The 16,373-nt window shown below is 71.7% G+C and carries 19 protein-coding genes; 14 read left to right on the forward strand and 5 right to left on the reverse strand.

The window, feature by feature from the left end; genetic code table 11:
- Positions 1-126: manganese catalase family protein (locus ACLJQE_RS36720; RefSeq protein ID WP_410644385.1), on the reverse strand; the 126-nt coding region annotated here is incomplete at its 3' end.
- Between the two features lie 184 nt (positions 127-310).
- Between ACLJQE_RS36720 and ACLJQE_RS36725 the strand changes: the two genes are divergently transcribed.
- Positions 311-532: a hypothetical protein gene (locus tag ACLJQE_RS36725; RefSeq protein WP_410644175.1), complete on the forward strand. Its 222-nt coding sequence runs from the start codon at positions 311-313 to the stop codon at positions 530-532.
- 48 nt (positions 533-580) lie between these two features.
- Here the strand turns inward: ACLJQE_RS36725 and ACLJQE_RS36730 are convergent, their stop codons facing one another.
- Positions 581-1,447 carry an SDR family oxidoreductase gene (locus tag ACLJQE_RS36730; RefSeq protein ID WP_410644176.1) on the reverse strand — a complete coding sequence of 289 codons (867 nt, stop codon included), beginning with the start codon at positions 1,445-1,447 and terminating at the stop codon, positions 581-583.
- A gap of 143 nt (positions 1,448-1,590) precedes the next feature.
- Between ACLJQE_RS36730 and ACLJQE_RS36735 the strand changes: the two genes are divergently transcribed.
- The 3 genes from ACLJQE_RS36735 to ACLJQE_RS36745 all read left to right on the forward strand — a co-directional run bounded on the left by ACLJQE_RS36735 (position 1,591) and on the right by ACLJQE_RS36745 (position 3,627).
- Positions 1,591-1,983: a winged helix-turn-helix transcriptional regulator gene (locus tag ACLJQE_RS36735; RefSeq protein ID WP_410644386.1), complete on the forward strand. Its 393-nt coding sequence runs from the start codon at positions 1,591-1,593 to the stop codon at positions 1,981-1,983.
- Positions 1,984-2,036: 53 nt separating this feature from the next.
- Positions 2,037-2,249 (forward strand): hypothetical protein, encoded by a 213-nt coding sequence (locus ACLJQE_RS36740; protein WP_410644177.1) that lies wholly within the window; start codon positions 2,037-2,039, stop codon positions 2,247-2,249.
- Between the two features lie 139 nt (positions 2,250-2,388).
- A complete protein-coding gene (locus ACLJQE_RS36745) occupies positions 2,389-3,627 on the forward strand; it encodes a GDSL-type esterase/lipase family protein (protein ID WP_410644178.1) in 1,239 nt (412 codons plus the stop codon).
- Between the two features lie 81 nt (positions 3,628-3,708).
- Here ACLJQE_RS36745 and ACLJQE_RS36750 read toward each other — a convergent pair whose 3' ends face one another.
- On the reverse strand, positions 3,709-4,725 hold the full coding sequence (locus tag ACLJQE_RS36750) for a LacI family DNA-binding transcriptional regulator (protein WP_410644179.1): 1,017 nt from the start codon (positions 4,723-4,725) through the stop codon (positions 3,709-3,711).
- A gap of 165 nt (positions 4,726-4,890) precedes the next feature.
- Here ACLJQE_RS36750 and ACLJQE_RS36755 point away from each other — a divergent pair, with 165 nt between their 5' ends.
- The 8 genes from ACLJQE_RS36755 (at position 4,891) to ACLJQE_RS36790 (ending at position 12,244) form a co-directional block, all read left to right on the forward strand.
- On the forward strand, positions 4,891-6,120 hold the full coding sequence (locus tag ACLJQE_RS36755; RefSeq protein WP_410644180.1) for an extracellular solute-binding protein: 1,230 nt from the start codon (positions 4,891-4,893) through the stop codon (positions 6,118-6,120).
- Positions 6,121-6,128: 8 nt separating this feature from the next.
- The gene (locus tag ACLJQE_RS36760; RefSeq protein ID WP_410644182.1) at positions 6,129-7,073 is read left to right on the forward strand and encodes a carbohydrate ABC transporter permease; all 945 of its coding nucleotides are present in this window, start codon (positions 6,129-6,131) and stop codon (positions 7,071-7,073) included.
- Entirely contained in the window at positions 7,070-7,879 is an 810-nt protein-coding gene (locus tag ACLJQE_RS36765; RefSeq protein WP_410644183.1) for a carbohydrate ABC transporter permease, read from the forward strand. Before ACLJQE_RS36760 ends, ACLJQE_RS36765 begins: the two co-directional genes overlap by 4 nt.
- 26 nt (positions 7,880-7,905) lie before the next feature.
- On the forward strand, positions 7,906-9,624 hold the full coding sequence (locus ACLJQE_RS36770) for an amylo-alpha-1,6-glucosidase (protein WP_410644184.1): 1,719 nt from the start codon (positions 7,906-7,908) through the stop codon (positions 9,622-9,624).
- A 167-nt stretch (positions 9,625-9,791) separates the two neighbouring features.
- Positions 9,792-10,484, forward strand: coding sequence for a glycoside hydrolase family 12 protein (locus ACLJQE_RS36775; protein ID WP_410644185.1), 693 nt, complete (start codon positions 9,792-9,794; stop codon positions 10,482-10,484).
- A gap of 145 nt (positions 10,485-10,629) precedes the next feature.
- A complete protein-coding gene (locus ACLJQE_RS36780; RefSeq protein WP_410644186.1) occupies positions 10,630-11,016 on the forward strand; it encodes a hypothetical protein in 387 nt (128 codons plus the stop codon).
- A 62-nt stretch (positions 11,017-11,078) separates the two neighbouring features.
- The gene (locus tag ACLJQE_RS36785; protein WP_410644187.1) at positions 11,079-11,237 is read left to right on the forward strand and encodes a hypothetical protein; all 159 of its coding nucleotides are present in this window, start codon (positions 11,079-11,081) and stop codon (positions 11,235-11,237) included.
- Between the two features lie 65 nt (positions 11,238-11,302).
- A complete protein-coding gene (locus ACLJQE_RS36790) occupies positions 11,303-12,244 on the forward strand; it encodes a GlxA family transcriptional regulator (RefSeq protein ID WP_410644188.1) in 942 nt (313 codons plus the stop codon).
- A gap of 9 nt (positions 12,245-12,253) precedes the next feature.
- Here ACLJQE_RS36790 and ACLJQE_RS36795 read toward each other — a convergent pair whose 3' ends face one another.
- Positions 12,254-12,715 carry a VOC family protein gene (locus ACLJQE_RS36795; protein ID WP_410644189.1) on the reverse strand — a complete coding sequence of 154 codons (462 nt, stop codon included), beginning with the start codon at positions 12,713-12,715 and terminating at the stop codon, positions 12,254-12,256.
- A 113-nt stretch (positions 12,716-12,828) separates the two neighbouring features.
- Here ACLJQE_RS36795 and ACLJQE_RS36800 point away from each other — a divergent pair, with 113 nt between their 5' ends.
- Positions 12,829-13,800: a helix-turn-helix transcriptional regulator gene (locus ACLJQE_RS36800; protein WP_410644387.1), complete on the forward strand. Its 972-nt coding sequence runs from the start codon at positions 12,829-12,831 to the stop codon at positions 13,798-13,800.
- A gap of 146 nt (positions 13,801-13,946) precedes the next feature.
- Here the strand turns inward: ACLJQE_RS36800 and ACLJQE_RS36805 are convergent, their stop codons facing one another.
- Positions 13,947-14,795, reverse strand: coding sequence for an amidohydrolase family protein (locus ACLJQE_RS36805; protein ID WP_410644190.1), 849 nt, complete (start codon positions 14,793-14,795; stop codon positions 13,947-13,949).
- A 181-nt stretch (positions 14,796-14,976) separates the two neighbouring features.
- On the opposite strand from ACLJQE_RS36805, the gene ACLJQE_RS36810 reads away from it, so the two are divergent.
- On the forward strand, positions 14,977-16,299 hold the full coding sequence (locus ACLJQE_RS36810; protein ID WP_410644191.1) for an enolase C-terminal domain-like protein: 1,323 nt from the start codon (positions 14,977-14,979) through the stop codon (positions 16,297-16,299).
- The last annotated feature ends 74 nt before the right edge of the window (positions 16,300-16,373 follow it).

Below are 16,373 nucleotides of genomic sequence, written 5' to 3' on the forward strand. Positions count from 1 at the left end.
GTACTGCATGGTGACGGTCATTTCGCCGTAGGCGCCGCCGATGAGTTCCTGGAGTTTGTGGGCGTAGACGGGGTCGGGCTTTTCGGGCTTGGCTTCGAACTGCAGCAGCTTCGTGTGACGGAACACGAGAAATCCCTCCGTCGTCCGGGGTGGGCACCGCCGGGGACCGGCGGCTCCGAGGGCTTTCCCGGTTAGCGGAGGGTTAACCACGGTGATCTCGAGGCGTCCGCTCCGGAGGGACGAGGATCGACAACGCCACCGTCGCTGTGGTAGTTGAACGCGGAACGTTCGATGGCGAGTGGAGCGATACGTGAGCGATCACCAGGAGCGGGTGCCGGCCTGCCGGCGGTACCAGTGCGACGAGCCGGCCCTCTGGCGGAGGATGTGTGCGGCTCACTGGGCTCGCTGGCAGAACGGGACCGACCCGCTCGACCAGCCGGGCGACGACGGCGAGTCCCCGGGCCCCCGCGTGTGGCAGCCGCCGTTGCGGGAGAACAGCGTTTCGCAGCGCAAGCCCGGCCGGGCCGGCTGACGCCGGCGGGGAAGCCCCCGCCCAGGGGCCTCCCCGCCGCGGCGCGGCTCAGAGCGTGTCGGCGATTTCGGCCACGGTCACGCCGATCGGCGTGCTCGCGCGGCCGATGAGGGCGCGGAGGTCACCGGTGGTCTCGGCGAGCAGGCCGTCCTTGATGTTGGCGTCCAGCGCGACGAGGAAGCCGGCAAGCTGCTCCGGGAGACCGGCGCCGGTCAGTGCCTTGACGTGCTCGTCGGCCGGCAGGTCGACGTAGGTGATCTCGCGGCCGGTGGCCTTGCCGATCTCGGCGGCGAGGTCCGCGTTCGTCCAGGTGACGTCGCCGGCGAGTTCGTAGATCTTGCCTTCGTGGCCTTCGTGGCCTTCGCCGGTCAGCACCGCGACCGCGGCGGCGGCGTAGTCGGCACGGGTGGCGCTGGCGACGCGGCCGTCACCGGCGCTGCCCACGAAGCTGCCGGTCTGCGCGGCCTGCTTGATCGTGTCGGCGTAGTTTTCGTTGTACCAGTTGTTGCGCAGGATCGTGGCGGCCAGACCGGAAGCCTCGATCAGTTCCTCGGTCGCCTTGTGCTCCGGGGCCAGCACGAGCTTCGACGTCGTCGCCTGGGGTGCGCTGGTGTAGACGAGGTGGCGGACTCCGTTCTGCTCGGCCGCCTCGATGACCGCCTGGTGCTGCGCGGCTCGCCGGCCGACCTCGCTGCTCGAAACCAGCAGCACCTTGTCGGCTCCCTTCAGCGCGGTGACCAGGCTTTCGGGGTCGGCGTAGTCCGCGCGGCGGACCTCGACGCCGCGCTCGGCCAGGTCGGCGGCCTTCTCCGGGGTGCGCACCGCGGCGACGACCTGATCGGCGGGCAGCTTCTCGAGCAGGCCTTCGACGACGAGCTTGCCGAGGTGGCCGGTGGCGCCGGTGACGACGATCATGAGGACTCCTTGAAGGTTCAAGTACCAGTCTCTTGGAGGATGTACTAACTTTTAGAAAGTACCAACCTATTGTTAGTGCCGTCACATCCATCGTGCAAACTTTTGGGTAGTATCGGGGTGTGGACGGACAACGAGAGGACGGCGTGACCGACGCCGAACACGAGGCGCTGATCGCCGACGTGTTCAGCGCCGCGTGCGCCTCCCGGGCCGTGCTGGAGCACGTCACCGGCCGGTGGGGCGTGCTGGCGCTCGTCGCGCTCAACGACGGCGTCTTCCGGTTCAACGCCCTGCGCCGCCGGGTGCAGGGCGTCAGCGAGAAAATGCTCGCGCAGACACTGCAGGCGCTCGAGCGCGACGGTTTCGTGCACCGGGAAGCGCGCCCGACGATCCCGCCGCACGTGGAGTACAGCCTCACGCCCGCCGGGCAGGCGGTGGCGCAGCGGCTGCTGGGGCTGATCGAGGTCCTCGAGGCCAGTGTCCCCGGGGTGCTGGCGGCCCAAGCCCGTTACGACGAGGCGAAGACCGCGAACGCCTGACGTCCGGCCGGCCATCGTCGCGCTGAAACCCCCTCCACCACACGGGCTCCACTGTGGACACCGCGGTCACCGGCAACGCCGGCTCGGCCACGGAGAAGGGCAATGCGTCCTGGACCGTCCGAGCCGGACTCGGCAGCTACATCGCCGCCAACGGCGGTTCGAACCCGTTCGACAGCGCCAATGCCTACAGCGACGACGTGAGCCGGCTCGTCAGCTCACCGTGGGCGACCCGACCCGCACGGCGGCCACGCCCCCCGCCCGGCTGATCGGGCGGGGCGCGTGATAGCGCTTTCTCGGCCGGTCTTGTCGGCACCGTGAGCCCTGGGTTAGGCTCGGCCGGGCGCGCTCCAGTGGAAAGTGTTGTCGTCGCCTGGTCCCCGGCACCTCGACGAAAGGACGCTCTGGATGCGCATCCGCCGAACCGCTGTGGTCTTGGCCCTTTCCGCGTCGCTGCTGAGCCCGGCGACGGCGGAGGCCGCCCCTTCGCACGGTGCTCCACCGGGCTGGGTGACCCTGACCGAGTCCTCGCTCCAAGGCGTGCACGGCACCGCCCCCGACGTCACCGTCCGCAACGTGCTCACCGTGACCGCGACCGGGACCGGCCTGCGGGTCCGGCTGAGCAATCCGTTCGGCAGCACCGCGATGACCGTGCGGTCGGTGTGGGTCGGCCGCCAGCCGTCGACGGATTCGCCCGCGCTGGTGCCGGGCTCGAACCGCCGGGCCACGTTCGGCTTCCGGCACGCCGTGACGATCCCGCCCGGCGCGAGCGCGTGGACCGACCCGCTGCCGCTGACGGTCCGGCGGGGCGACCACGTCGCGGTGAGCGTGTATGCGCCGGGTTCGCCGATCAACGACCACACCTTCCCGCCGCCGGAGACGTTCACGCCGGGGTCGTTCACCTCGGCCGGGCCCGGTGACGCCGGCGCCGACGAGTCGGGGAGTGCGTTCGGCCCCTTCGCGCCCGGGGTCCTGTGGTGGGCCGACGCGATCAGCGCGGTGTCGCCCGCCCGCGGCACGATCGTCGCCCTCGGCGACTCGATCACCGACGGCTACAACGCCTTCGGTGGCGGTCCCCGCTGGACCGACGTGCTCGCCGAGCGCATCGGGACGCTCCCGCCGTCGCGGCGGCTGTCGGTGGCCAACGCGGGCATCAGCGGCAACACCGTGAGCGTCCAGCCGAACCCGTACGACCCGACCGGCCAGTGCTGCGGCCCGCCCGCGCCGGTCCGGCTCGAGCGTGACGTGCTCTCCCTGCCCGGCGTGCGGTACGTCCTGCTCCTGGAGGGGACGAACGACCTCGGCGGCGGCGACCACGCACCACCCGCCCCGGCCGCGCAGGTCATCGACGCCATGCGCACCATCGCCGGGCGGGTGCACGCGGCGGGCCGCCGGATCGTCGGCGCGACGATCCTGCCGATGTGCAACGCGGCCGGCAGCCCGAAGGAACAGGCCCGGCTCGCGGTCAACGCGTGGATCCGCACGTCCGGGACGTTCGACGCCGTGCTCGACTTCGACGCCGTGCTGCGCGACCCGGCCGACCCGACGGTGATCCGCGCGGACTGGCGCTCCGACTGCTACCACCCGAACGCGGCAGGCGACCGGGTCCTGGGCGATTCGATCGACCTGAAGGTGTTCGCCCGCTGACGGCGGCGGTTCCCGCCGGGGTCCTCGAGGGCGAGGCTCGGCGGGAGCCCCGGTCAGCCGGTCGCGAGCGGTGCTTTCCCGTCAGCTGCGGCGTCTCCGGGCGCCCGTGCTCGATCGCAGCGAGATCGGTGGCTCCAGCAGTGCGTGCCGCGGTGGCGCGTCCGCGTCCGCGATCTGCGCCAGCAGCAGGTCCACCGCCAAGCGCCCCAGCTCCACGGCCGGCACGTCCGCCGCGGTGAGCGGGGGGTGGAAGTCCTCCGCCAGGCGCTCCGCGATCACGCCCGTCAGCGAAAAGTCGCGCGGGACTTCGAGTCCGGCCCGGTGCAGCGCCCGCTGGACGCCCGGCAGGGCCGCTTCGTTGATCGTCACCGCCGCCGTCACCGACGGCCACTGCGTCCGGATCTCCTCGAAGCACGCCAGGCCCGCCGCGGCTTCGTCCGCGCAGCAGACCGTTCGCGCCGTCAGGCCCCGCGCCGCGGCTGCGTCGAGGAATCCGGTGGCCGAACGCAGCGCGGGACCGTAGCCCGCCGCGACGAGCTCGGCCGAACGGTTGATCAGCACCACCTCTTCGTGGCCGAGGTCCGCCAGGTGGTGCACGCAGCGGGTGATCAGGGCGCCGTAGTCGACGTCGACCCACCAGGACGCCCCCGGGTGCTCGACGTGGCCGATGGTCACGAACGGCAGGCTCACCTGGCTCAGCCGCTCGACCCGCGGGTCTTCGAGGAGGATCTCCATCAGGATCACACCGTCGACGCGCCGTCCGGTCACGATGCGTTCGAACGAGCGGTCGTGGTCGCCGCCGCTGGGGGAGAGCAGGACGTCGAGGTCGTGGGCGGCGGCCGCGTCGACGACGCTGCCGACGAACCCCAGCTGGACGTCGGTCAGCCGGCGGCTGGCCGGCGGCACCACCAGGCCCAGCGTGCGCGTGCGGCCTTCGGCCAGTGCGCGGGCGCTGGCGTTGGGCCGGTAGCCGAGTTCGGCGATGACGTCGTTGATGCGCTGCACGGTGGCCGCCGACACCGGGCGTTTGCCGCTCAGCGCGTACGACACGGTGCTGCGCGAAACCCCCGCGCGCCGCGCGATCTCCCCGATGTTCATGCCACTCCTGACCCCGGTGCTCAGAACCGGTTCGATCGTAGTACACGCAGTATTGCGCAGGAGAGCTTCCGCGGTTTACGGTGGCGCCGCCCGTATCGTCGAACCGGTTCGACGATGGCGAGACTGCCTCCAGGTCGTCGCAGGTGCCGACAGGAAGGACCTCCCATGAAGCGTCACCCCCTCATCCGGCTGCTGTCGGTGGCCGTCGCCGCGACGACGCTGGCCGCCTGCTCCGCCGGGACGAGCCCCACCGCGGATACCGGCACCTACACCGTCTGGGACCCCTACCCGCAGTTCGACGCGAGCTCCGCGTGGGCGAAGGTCGTCGACAAGTGCGGTGCCGACGCCGGGGTCAAGATTGCTCGGCAGGCCTTCGACACGACCGACCTCACGAGCAAGGTGCTGCTCGCCGCCCAGCAGAACACCGCACCGAACGTCCTCGTGGTGGACAACCCCGTCGTCTCCACCCTGGCCGAGGGCGGGGTGCTGAAGTCCACTGCGGACACCGGCCTCGACACCGCCCAGGTGGCCCCGAACCTGCTCGCCGCCGGCGACGTCAAGGGCCAGGTGTACGGCGTCCCGATCGGCGCGAACACGCTCGCCCTCTACTACAACAAGGCCGTGCTCACCGCGGCCGGCGTCGACCCGGCGTCCGTGCGGGACTGGGCCACGCTCGACGCGGCGCTGGCCAAGGTGCACGCCGCGGGCAAGAAGGGCATCACGTTCTCCGCCATCGGCACCGAGGAAGGCAGCTTCCAGTTCCTGCCGTGGTTCTGGGGCGCGGGCGCGAACCTGACCGACCTCGCCTCGGCCGGCGCCGTCTCGGCGCTCGCGCAGTGGAAGTCCTGGCTGGACAAGGGGTACGCCCCGAACTCGGTGGTCGGCAACACGCAGACGACCAGCTGGCAGGAGTTCGCGACGGGCGAGTACGCCTTCGCCGAGAACGGCACCTGGCAGCTGCAGAACGCGAAGAAGGCCGGCTTCGACTACGGCGTCCTCCCGATCCCGGCGCGCTCCGGGGGAGCGGCCCCGGCGCCGACCGGCGGCGAGTTCGTCACCGTGCCGGCCCAACGCAGCCCGGATGCCGAGAAGACCGCGGGCCGGATCGCCTCCTGCCTGACCAGCCCGGCCAACGTGCTCGACTCCGACACCGCGCTGACCTACGTCTCCGCCGTGCCGTCCGTGCAGGAGAAGCAGGTCGCCGCCCAGCCCGAGCTGAAGGTGTGGGTCGACGCGGTCAAGGTCGCGAAGGGCCGCACCGGCGACAACCTCGGCACCCGGTACCCGCGGATCTCCGAACCGCTCTGGGGTGCCGTGCAGGCCGCGCTCACCGGGGCGAAGGCCCCGGACGCCGCGCTCGCGGCCGCGCAGGCGACGGCCGCGTCGGCGAAGTAGGCGAGTTCGTGCAGGACATCCGTGAACCGGTCACCGTCGGTCCGGCCGCGCGGGCGCCCGGCCGGACGGGCCGCCGCCGGCCGCAGCTGCTCGCGTGGGCGTTCCTCGCCCCGCTCGTCGCCTACCTCGTGCTGTGCTACGGCTATCCGCTGGTGACGAACATCGACCTCAGCCTGCGGAACTACACCGTCCGCACCTTCGTCAACGGCGGGGCGCCCCTGGTCTGGTTCGACAACTACGCGGCAGTGTTCACCGATCCGACGTTCCGCACGGCGCTGCTCAACACGGTGGTCTTCACCGCCGTGTCGCTGCTCTTCCAGTACGGCATCGGCCTGGCGATGGCGGTGTTCTTCGCCCGCCACTTCCGCTTGGGCCCGACGCTGCGCGCGCTGTTCCTCGTGCCGTGGCTGCTGCCGCTGATCGTCTCGGGATCGACGTGGGCGTGGCTGCTCAACAGCGAGTCCGGGGTGGTCAACTCCGTGCTGGGCTGGTTCGGCGCCGGCCGGATCGACTGGCTGACGTCGCCGTCGATGGCCCTGGTTTCGGTGATCATCGCCAACATCTGGATCGGCGTGCCGTTCAACCTCGTCGTGCTGCACAGCGGCCTGCAGAACATCCCGGCCGAGGTGTACGAGGCGGCGTCGCTCGACGGCGCCGGGGCGTGGCAGCGGTTCCGGCACGTCACCTTCCCGCTGCTGCGGGGAGTTTCGGCGATCACCCTGCTGCTGGGGCTGGTCTACACGCTGAAGGTGTTCGACGTCATCTGGATCATGACCAAGGGCGGCCCCGGCGGGTCGTCGACCACCCTGGCCACCTGGTCCTACCAGCTCGGGTTCGGCAGCATGCTGCCGCGGTTCGGGCCCAGCGCGGCGGTGGGCAACGTGCTCATCCTGCTGGCACTGGCCGCCGGGCTGCTCTACATCCGCGCGCAGCGCAGGCAGGGGGAAGCGTGATCCGCCGCTGGCGCACCGCGGTGGGGCTGGTCCTCACCGCCGTGATGCTGTTCCCGGTCTACTGGATGGTCAACGTGTCGCTGACCCCGGCCGGGCGGATGCGCAAGTCGCCGCCCGACTGGTTCCCCGCCGCGCCGACGTTCGAAGGCTACGAGCGGGTCCTGCGCGAGCAGCTGCCGTACTTCGCCACCAGCCTCTTCGTCGCGCTGGGCACCGTGGCGCTGACCCTGGCACTGGCCGCGCCTTCGGCGTACGCGCTGGCCAAGCTCCGCCCGCGCGGGCACCGGGCGCTGGGTTTCGTGCTGCTCGCCGCCCAGATGATCCCCGGCATCATCATGGCGCTGGGGTTCTACGGCATCTACGTCACCTTGGGCATCACGAACACGGCCTGGGGCCTGGTCCTCGCCGATTCGACGATCGCGGTGCCGTTCGCCGTGCTCATCCTCACCTCGTTCATGGCTTCGGTGCCCGACGAGCTCGTCCAGGCGGCCACGATCGACGGCGCGGGCCCGGTGCGCGCGTTCTGGTCGGTGGTGCTGCCCGCGAGCCGCAACGGGGTGGTGACCGCGGGACTGTTCTCGTTCCTGTGGGCCTGGTCGGACTTCGTCTTCGCGGCGACGCTCGACGGCGGCGGCTCGATGCAGCCCCTGACCCTGGGCATCTACCGCTACATCGGCAACAACAACCAGGAGTGGAACTCCATCATGGCGACGGCGGTGGTGGCCTCGGTGCCGGCCGCCGTGCTCCTCGTGCTGGCGCAGCGGTTCGTCGCCGCCGGCGTCACCGCGGGCGCCGTCAAGGATTGAGCCCCCTCTCGGAAAGGACGGCTTCTGTGCCCACGGGCGAATTTTCGCTGCGGGAAATCCCCTTCAGCTACCCGGGATCGTGGTTCGACGTCTCCCCGGTGGTGGCCCAGGCCACCTACGCCGACGACCTGCACCTGGTGTCCCACCGCCACGGCATGCACGCCGTCCTGGCGCTGGTCCCCGAACACGGCGGGGAGCGGGCGGCGGTTCCGGCCGCCGCCACGCCGTCCGCGCTCACCTGGGGCGCCGGCGACCGGCTGATCACCGCGGCGTTCGCGGCGCCGGACACGCTCCGGATCGCCGGGCGCGGGCTCGACCTGCGGATCCGCGCGGCGGAGCCCACGCTGACCCCGTTCACCGGCAGCTACTTCTTCGCCGACCCGGTCGACGGTTCCGCCGTCTTCACCTCCTACGAAACCGGTCACCGCTACCGCGTCACCGTCCTTTCCGGACAGGTGCGGCACGTCGGCGCCGAAGCGCTCGGCACGGCCGAGCGGGCGGTCGTCGTGAGCGGCGGCAGCTGGGAGGTGGCGATCGAAGAACTCCCCGGCGCCCGCGAGCCCCACCGGGCGGTCTCGGCGTTCGACGACGTCGTCGCCGCCGCCCGCACCGACTTCGCAGCTTTCGCTGATTCAGTGGCGCCGTGGCGCGGGGAACGCACGCCGGCGGCCGAGCTCGCCTGTTACGTGCTCTGGTCGGCCATCGTGGCGCCCGCCGGGTTCGTCGGCCGTCCGGCCGTGCTGATGTCGAAGCACTGGATGGACAAGGTGTGGAGCTGGGACCACTGCTTCAACGCGCTCGCGCTGGCCGGGGGACGGCCCGAGCTGGCCTGGCACCAGTTCCAGGTCGTCTTCGACCACCAGGACGACCGGGGGGCGCTGCCGGACTCGATCACCCACGCCGAGGTGCTGCGCAACTTCGTCAAACCGCCGATCCACGGGTGGGCGCTGAGCCGCCTGCGCGGCCGCCTTGGGAGTGGCCTGCCGGAAACCGGGCTCGCCTACCGGCAGCTGGCGGCGTGGACGACGTTCTGGCTCGAGCACCGCCGCGTGCCCGGCGGGCCGTTCGCCCACTACGAACACGGCAACGACAGCGGCTGGGACAACGCGACGCCGTTCGCGCAGCGGCGGCTCGTGCAGACCCCCGACCTCGCCGCGTTCCTGGTGCTGCAGCTGAAGGAACTGGCCGGGCTGGCCGCCGCGCAGGGGGACGCGGGCGCGGCCGGGCGGTGGGACGCCGAGGCGGAGCGCATGCTGGCGGCGCTGCTGGACGAGCTGTGGGACGGCACGAAGTTCGTCAGCCGCTCGGCCACGACCGGGGCGGTGCACGCCGGGGCGAGCCTCCTGGAGCTGATGCCGATCGTGCTCGGCGAGCACCTGCCCCCGGACGTCCGCGACCAGGTCGTGGCCGGGCTGGAGGCCCACCTGACCGACATCGGGCTGGCCACCGAGCGGCCGTCGTCGGAGTTCTACGAGTCCGACGGCTACTGGCGCGGGCCGGTCTGGGCCCCCGTCACCGTGCTGATCGAAGACGGCCTCCGCCGCGCCGGCGCGACGGAACTCGCCGACCGGGTCAGCGCCCGGTTCCGTGCGGTGTGCGAAAAGTCCGGATTCGCCGAGAACTTCGACGCGCTGACCGGAGACGGGCTGCGCGACCGCGCGTACACGTGGACGGCCGCGGCCTACCTCCTGCTGGCCGGCGACGCCGAGCGGCGACGGGCGCAGGAAGCGCTTTCGGAAGGGTAATGCACCGGTATTCGACCACATCGACGACCGCGCCGTATTGAAATCATCGATGCCATTGTTTCCGCCGGTCCCGCGTCGGCAAATCACGCACAGAATCTTGACCGCGCACAACCTGCCTGCAATAGTCGGCAACGTCCCCCGTTCGATTACCGGGAAAGGGCGAACCGATGCACAAAGCCGTGCGTTCCCTGCTGGTTTCACTGACCGCGGCCGCCATGGTGGCAACCACTGCCGGGGTGGCCGAAGCGGCCACCTGGTCGTCTTCGGACAAGTGGGCGACCTGGTCCAACGGCGGGTACACCGTCCGCAACGACGTCTGGGGCAGCGGGGCGGGCCCGCAGACGATCTGGGCGAACTCCTACGGCAACTGGGGGGTGTGGGCAAACCACCCGAACACCGGGGGGATCAAGTCGTACCCGCACTCGGCGAAGAACATCGGCCGGACGCTCAGTTCGCTCCGGCAGGTTTCCAGCAGCTTCAACGTGAGCCGCCCGGGCAGCGGCGCCTACGAAACGGCCTATGACATCTGGGCGAACAACAACGCCTACGAAATCATGTTGTGGGTGAACAAGCAGGGCGCGGTCGGCCCGCTGGGTACCAAGCAGACCACGGCCAGCGTCGGCGGCCACACGTGGGACGTCTACAAGGGATCGAACGGCTCGAACGCGGTGTTCTCGTTCCTGCGCACCTCGAACACGAACGCCGGCACCGTCGACGTCCTCGCCGTCATGAACTGGATCAAGGCCCGCGGCTGGTTCGGCGACGTGACCCTCGGCGAGGTCCAGTTCGGCTTCGAAATCACCTCGTCGTCGGGCGGCCTGAACTTCACCTCCAACAGCTATTCCGTTTCCGCATCCTGACGGTCGCCCGCAAACCGGACAGAAGGCACCTTCCCCCGCTCCTCGCCGGTGTGAACAATCACCGGCGAGGAGCGGGGGAGCAACCCGGCTGATACCTTCGCGAGGCGGGCTGAACACCTCGAGCCCCCGACGACAAGGTGGACCGGTGGAATCAGCCAACGTCGCGCGAAAGGCACTCGCCTGCGTGCGGATCTTCAACGGCGCGGTCGGCCTGTTCGCGCCGGCGCGGATGGCGGCGAGCCTGGGCAGCGCCCCCGGCGAGGACCGGCGGTTCGGCTACCCCGCGCGCATGTTCGGCATCCGCACCCTGGTCCTCGGCACCGACCTGCTGCTGCTCAAGGCGGGCGATCCGGCGGCCCGCCGAATGCTGCGGCAGGCGGTCCTGATCCACGCGACGGACACCGCGGCCGCCGCCTACGCCGGTGCGCGCGGCGAACTCCAGGGCAAGGCGGCGAAGTTCACCGTCGCGATCTCCGCCCTCAACACCGTGCTGGCCGTCGTTTCCCTCGTGACCACGAAGCCGCGCGGCTAACGGTCCACGCGCAACGCGGCGACGATCAGGTCGAACATCCGGCCGGTCCGGCCGGAGTCGCGATGCGGCCCGACGCCACGCTGGCGCGGAGGACGTCGAGGTCGGAGATCGGCGAGGAGCGGAAGCGGCGGCTCACCTCCCCGGTGGTCCCCGAGTCCGCCCTCAAGGCGACCCTCGGCATCCTGGAACGCACGGTTCGCCGGCGACTCGCGGAGCGGTAGGGACCGGCCGGACCGTAGCCGAACGACTGGATCACGCCACCCGGGCGCCGGGGTAGTTTTGCGGCATGTACACGGTTGCCGTGCTGGCGCTCGACGATGTGATCGCCTTCGATCTGGCCACCCCGATCGAGACGCTCGGGCGAGTGCGGCTGCCGGACGGCCGCGGGGGTTACCGGGTCGTCGTCGCCGGTCCCGAACCCGTGGTCGGCGCCGGGCCGGTGCGCCTCAACGTCGAGGTCGGGCTCGACGAGATCGAGCACGCCGACCTCGTCGTCGTCCCGGGCCGGAACGACCCGGACCGGCCGGCCCCGGACGGCGTGGCCGAGTTCCTGCGGGCCGCGGTGGCGCGCGGAACGCGGGTCGCCTCGATCTGCGTCGGGGCGTTCACCCTCGCCGAGGCCGGCCTGCTCGACGGGCAGCGTGCGACCACGCACTGGCTCGCCACCGACGAGCTGGCCCGCCGGTACCCGGCGGTGCAGGTCGACCCGGACGCGCTCTACGTCGACAACGGGCAGATCCTGACGTCCGCGGGCGCGTCGGCGGGGCTGGACCTGTGCCTGCACATCGTGGAGCGCGACTACGGTGCTGCGGTCGCCGCCGACGCCGCGCGGCTCGCGGTCGCCCCCCTGCAACGCACGGGCGGGCAGGGGCAGTACATCCTGCGCAACCGCCCGACCTACCAGACCGCGACGCTGGAAAAGGCACTCGCGTGGATCGAGGAGAACGCCCACCGCCCGCTCGCGCTGGCCGACATCGCCGACGCGGCGGGCATGAGCACCCGGACGCTGACCCGGCACTTCCACGCCGAGACCGGGCAGAGCCCGATCCAGTGGCTGACCGGGGTGCGCATCCGGCACGCGCAGGAGCTGCTGGAGCTCACCGACCACACGATCGACCGCATCGCCGGCCAGGTCGGCTTCCCGTCGCCGAGCAACTTCCGCGTCCAGTTCGCCCAGACCGTGCGGGTCAGCCCGAGCGCCTACCGCAGGACGTTCCGGCCGCGGTGAAGCTTCCGGTCAGCCCTGGTGCGCGGCGGCGACGTCGAGGATCCAGGTGACGCCGAAGCGGTCGGTCAGCATGCCGAACGCCGGGGCCCACGGGGCCGGGCCGAACTCTTCGATGACGGTCGCGCCTTCGGCGAGGCCCTGCCACACCGGGGAGACCTCGTCGGCGGTCTGCCCCCGGACGGACAGGAAGAACGGCTCTTTCGTGATTGTGGCGCCGTGTTCGCGGCGGGTGCTCGGTGCGGCGGTGGCCGGGGCGTCGGCGCCGGGGACGTCGTAGGCCATGACGCTGAAGCCGTTGTCCGCGGTGACCTGGCCGAACACCACCTTGCCCGCGTCGGGGAGCCCGGCGGGCATCCCGAAGTCGCCGTAGGTGACGATCGTGGCCCGGCCGCCGAAGACCGATCGGTAGAACTCGAGCGCTTCGCGGGCCTGGCCGGTGAAGTTGAGGTGGGCGACAGCGTTGAGCGACATGGGGTTCCGGTCTTTCTCGAGGCGTTGCGCCGCCGGAGGGCTCCGGCGGCGAGACCCACGCTCGCAGCAGTAGCGGTCAGAGAACGTCCGCTTCTCGTGGCAGCATGAGTTCCGTGCCGGCCGCGTCCTCGACGGCGACCTCGGGTCGCCTGCTCTCCTTGCTGTCCCTGCTGCAGGCCCGCCGGGACTGGCCGGGCTCGCTGCTCGCCGGCCGGCTGGGCGTGAGCGAACGGACCGTGCGCCGTGACGTCGACCGGCTCCGGGAGCTCGGCTACCCCGTGCGGGCGGTCAAGGGGCCCGACGGCGGCTACCGGCTCGAAGCCGGTAGCCGGCTGCCGCCGCTGTTGTTCGACGAAGAGCAGGCGGTCGCGCTCGCGGTCGCGCTGCGGATCGCCGCCGGGACCGGGGCGGGCATCGAGGAGGCCGCCGTCCGGGCACTGGCCACCGTCCGCCAGGTGCTGCCGCCGCGGCTGCGGCACCGCGTCGACGCGCTGGAGATCGCCGCGGCGGGGGAGCCCGCGGTCCAGGTCGCCCCGGACATCCTGCTCGCGCTGAGTGCGGCGATCCGGGCCACCGAGGAGATCCGGTTCGACTACGAGTCGGCCGAGCCTCGCCCGCCGCGCCGGGTCCGGCCGCACCACCTCGTCGTCCGGACCGGACGGTGGTACCTGGTGGGGTGGGACGCCGCCCGGGAGGACTGGCGGACCTACCGCGTCGACCGGATGCGGCTGCGCATCCCGAACGGACCGCGGTTCACCCCGCGGGAGGTCCCGGGTGGTGATGTCGCCACGTTCCTCGCCGCCCGGTTCAAGGGCTCCGAGACCGCCGACGTCTGGCCGTGCCGGGGCGAAGTGGTCCTCGACCTGCCGGTCGCCGAGGTGGCGCCGTTCGTCGGCGACGGCGTCGTCGAGGAAGCCGCTCCCGGGAAGACCCGGTTGCGAACCGGGTCGTGGTCCTGGCCGGCCCTCGCCGCCGGTCTGCTGCGGTTCGGGTGTGAGATCGACGTGGTGGGCCCGCCGGAGTTGCGGTTGGCGTTCGCCGAGCTGGCCGGTCGGGCCACGCGTGCGGCGGACCGCGGCGGGTGAAGGTCAGGTTGCGGTGAGCGCCGGCGTGGCGATGAACTCGAGCACCGTCGCGCGGCCGGCGGCGAGGGCGCCGGGGCCTTCCGCGGCCGTGGCCCGGACCTGGGCACCGGTCGCCCGGGTCACTTGTCCTCGGGGAGTCCGGGCGGTCACCGCGCCGCGAGCTCGTAGACGCGGGTCGCGGTCCCGCCGCGGACGGCGTCGCGTTCGGCCGGGGTCAGGTCTTCGAGGAGGCTGTCCGCGGCGTCCATGACGTCCGCGTACGTTCCCGCGAGCAGGCACACCGGCCAGTCGGAGCCGAGCATCAGCCGGTCGGGACCGAACGCCGCCAGCGCGGTTTCCGCGTACGGCCGCAGGTCGGCGGGCGTCCAGCGCTGCCGGTCGGCTTCGGTGACGAGACCGGAAAGCTTCGCGACGACGTTGGGTTCCCGGGCCAGGGTGGCCAGCCCGGTCGCCCAGGGCTCGAGCTGCCCGGTGGCGACCGGCGGTTTCGCGAGGTGGTCGAGCACGAAGGTCAGCTCCGGCAGCGCCCGGACCGCCGCCGTGGCCGCCGGGAGCTGGTGGGGGAGCACGAGCAGGTCGTACACAAGCCCGGCGTCCCGCACCGCGGCGAGCCCCGCCAGGACGTCTTCGCGGGCCAGCCAGTGCGGGTCGGGCTCGGCCTGGACGAGGTGCCGGATGCCGGCCAGGAGTTCGCCGCCCGGGGACGACCGCAGCCGTTCGATGTCCCGCGACGGCGAGCCGGTGAGGTCGATCCAGCCGACCACGCCGGCGATCAGCGGCTCGGCGGCCGCGATCGCGAGGAACTCCACCGACTCGTCGAGGTCCGGCAGGACCTGGACGAGCACCGTCGCGTCGATCCCCGTGGCGGTCGCGCGGAGGTCGGCCGCGGTGTAGTCGCGGCGGATCGCCGCGGTGCCGTCGCCGTCCAGCCAAGCGTGGCGGCGGACGGAGGTCTGCCACAGGTGGTGGTGCGCGTCGACGCGCCGTCCGGTCACGCGCGGAACCGTAGCAGACATATGATGTCTGATTCAAAGTCTCACGTAGCCGTCATACGTAAAAGCACGGCGAGTAGTCGTCGATTACGGAAAGTCCAAGTTATTGCCGCGTTACGGACGAACGCTGGACAATCCCCGGGGCTGCGCGTAGCCATACATATGTTGTCTGTGCCGATGAGAGGTGGCTCCGTTGGCCGAAGTGATCAGCGCCATCGATGCCGTGGACGTGCGCTTCCCGACTTCGCTGAGCTTGGACGGATCCGACGCGATGAACCCGGAACCCGACTACTCGGCGGCGTACGTGACCATCCGCACGAGTGCCGGCGACGAGGGCTACGGGCTCGCCTTCACCGTGGGCCGCGGCAACGACGTCGAGGTCGCCGCCGTCCGGGCGCTCGTGCCGCTGGTCGCCGGGATGCCGGTGGCCGACGCGCTGGCCGACCTCGGCGGGTTTTCCCGGCGGCTGACCGGGGACAGCCAGCTCCGGTGGCTGGGCCCGGACAAGGGCGCGATCCACATGGCCGCGGCCGCGATCGTCAACGCGGCGTGGGACCTGCGGGCCCGCCGCGAAGGCAAGCCGGTCTGGCGGCTGCTGGCCGAGCTGCCGCCGGAGGAGCTGGTCGGCCTGGTCGACTTCCGGTACCTGCGGGACGCACTGACCCGCGACGAAGCACTGGACATCCTCCGCCGCGCCGAACCGGGCCGCGCGGCGCGGCAGTCCGAACTCCTGGAAACCGGTTTTCCCGCCTACACCACGACTCCCGGCTGGCTCGGGTACTCGCCGGAGAAGCTGGCGACGCTCGCGGCGGAGGCGGTCCGGGACGGGTTCACCCAGATCAAGCTCAAGGTCGGCGCCGACCTCGACGACGACGTCCGCCGGCTGCGGCTGGCGCGCGACGTCGTCGGGCCGGACGTCCGGATCGCCATCGACGCCAACCAGGCGTGGGGTGTCGGCCAGGCCATCGAATGGCTGCGCCCGCTGGCGGAGTTCGACCCGTACTGGATCGAGGAGCCGACCTCGCCCGACGACGTGCTCGGCCACGCGGCGATCCGCCGGGCGGTCGCCCCGATCAAGGTGGCCACCGGCGAGCACACCCACAACGCGGTGATGTTCAAGCAGCTGCTGCAGGCGGAGGCGATCGACGTGCTCCAGCTCGACGCGAGCCGGGTCGCCGGGGTCACCGAGAACATCGCGATCCTGTTGCTGGCCGCGAAGTTCGGCGTCCCGGTGTGCCCGCACGCCGGCGGGGTCGGGCTGTGCGAGATGGTGCAGCACCTGGCGATGTTCGACTTCGTCGCGGTGAGCGGCAGCAGGCAGGACCGGGTCATCGAGTACGTCGACCACCTGCACGAGCACTTCGTCGACCCGGTCCGGATCGAACGGGGCCGCTACCTGGCCCCGCTCGAGCCGGGACTCGGCGCGCGGCTGCACCCGGAATCCGTGGCGCGGTACCGGTTCCCCGACGGCCCGGTCTGGCAGCGGGACGCGGTGGTGGTCGCGTGACCGGCTTCCGGCGCCGCCACCGGCACCGATCTCGCCGTGGACGGCGGTACGTCCGGCCTGCGGCTCCGCCCGAA

The organism is Amycolatopsis sp. lyj-346 (assembly GCF_046548975.1).
Taxonomy (GTDB): Bacteria; Actinomycetota; Actinomycetes; order Mycobacteriales; family Pseudonocardiaceae; genus Amycolatopsis.

Excerpts from the sequence above, each read along its gene's own strand:
- ACLJQE_RS36730 (WP_410644176.1), bottom strand. The coding sequence starts at position 1,447 with ATGATCGTCGTCACCGGCGCCACCGGCCACCTCGGCAAGCTCGTCGTC.
- ACLJQE_RS36745 (WP_410644178.1), top strand. The coding sequence starts at position 2,389 with ATGCGCATCCGCCGAACCGCTGTGGTCTTGGCCCTTTCCGCGTCGCTG.
- ACLJQE_RS36750 (WP_410644179.1), bottom strand. The coding sequence starts at position 4,725 with ATGAACATCGGGGAGATCGCGCGGCGCGCGGGGGTTTCGCGCAGCACC.
- ACLJQE_RS36755 (WP_410644180.1), top strand. The coding sequence starts at position 4,891 with ATGAAGCGTCACCCCCTCATCCGGCTGCTGTCGGTGGCCGTCGCCGCG.
- ACLJQE_RS36775 (WP_410644185.1), top strand. The coding sequence starts at position 9,792 with ATGCACAAAGCCGTGCGTTCCCTGCTGGTTTCACTGACCGCGGCCGCC.
- ACLJQE_RS36785 (WP_410644187.1), top strand. The coding sequence starts at position 11,079 with ATGCGGCCCGACGCCACGCTGGCGCGGAGGACGTCGAGGTCGGAGATC.
- ACLJQE_RS36790 (WP_410644188.1), top strand. The coding sequence starts at position 11,303 with ATGTACACGGTTGCCGTGCTGGCGCTCGACGATGTGATCGCCTTCGAT.
- ACLJQE_RS36795 (WP_410644189.1), bottom strand. The coding sequence starts at position 12,715 with ATGTCGCTCAACGCTGTCGCCCACCTCAACTTCACCGGCCAGGCCCGC.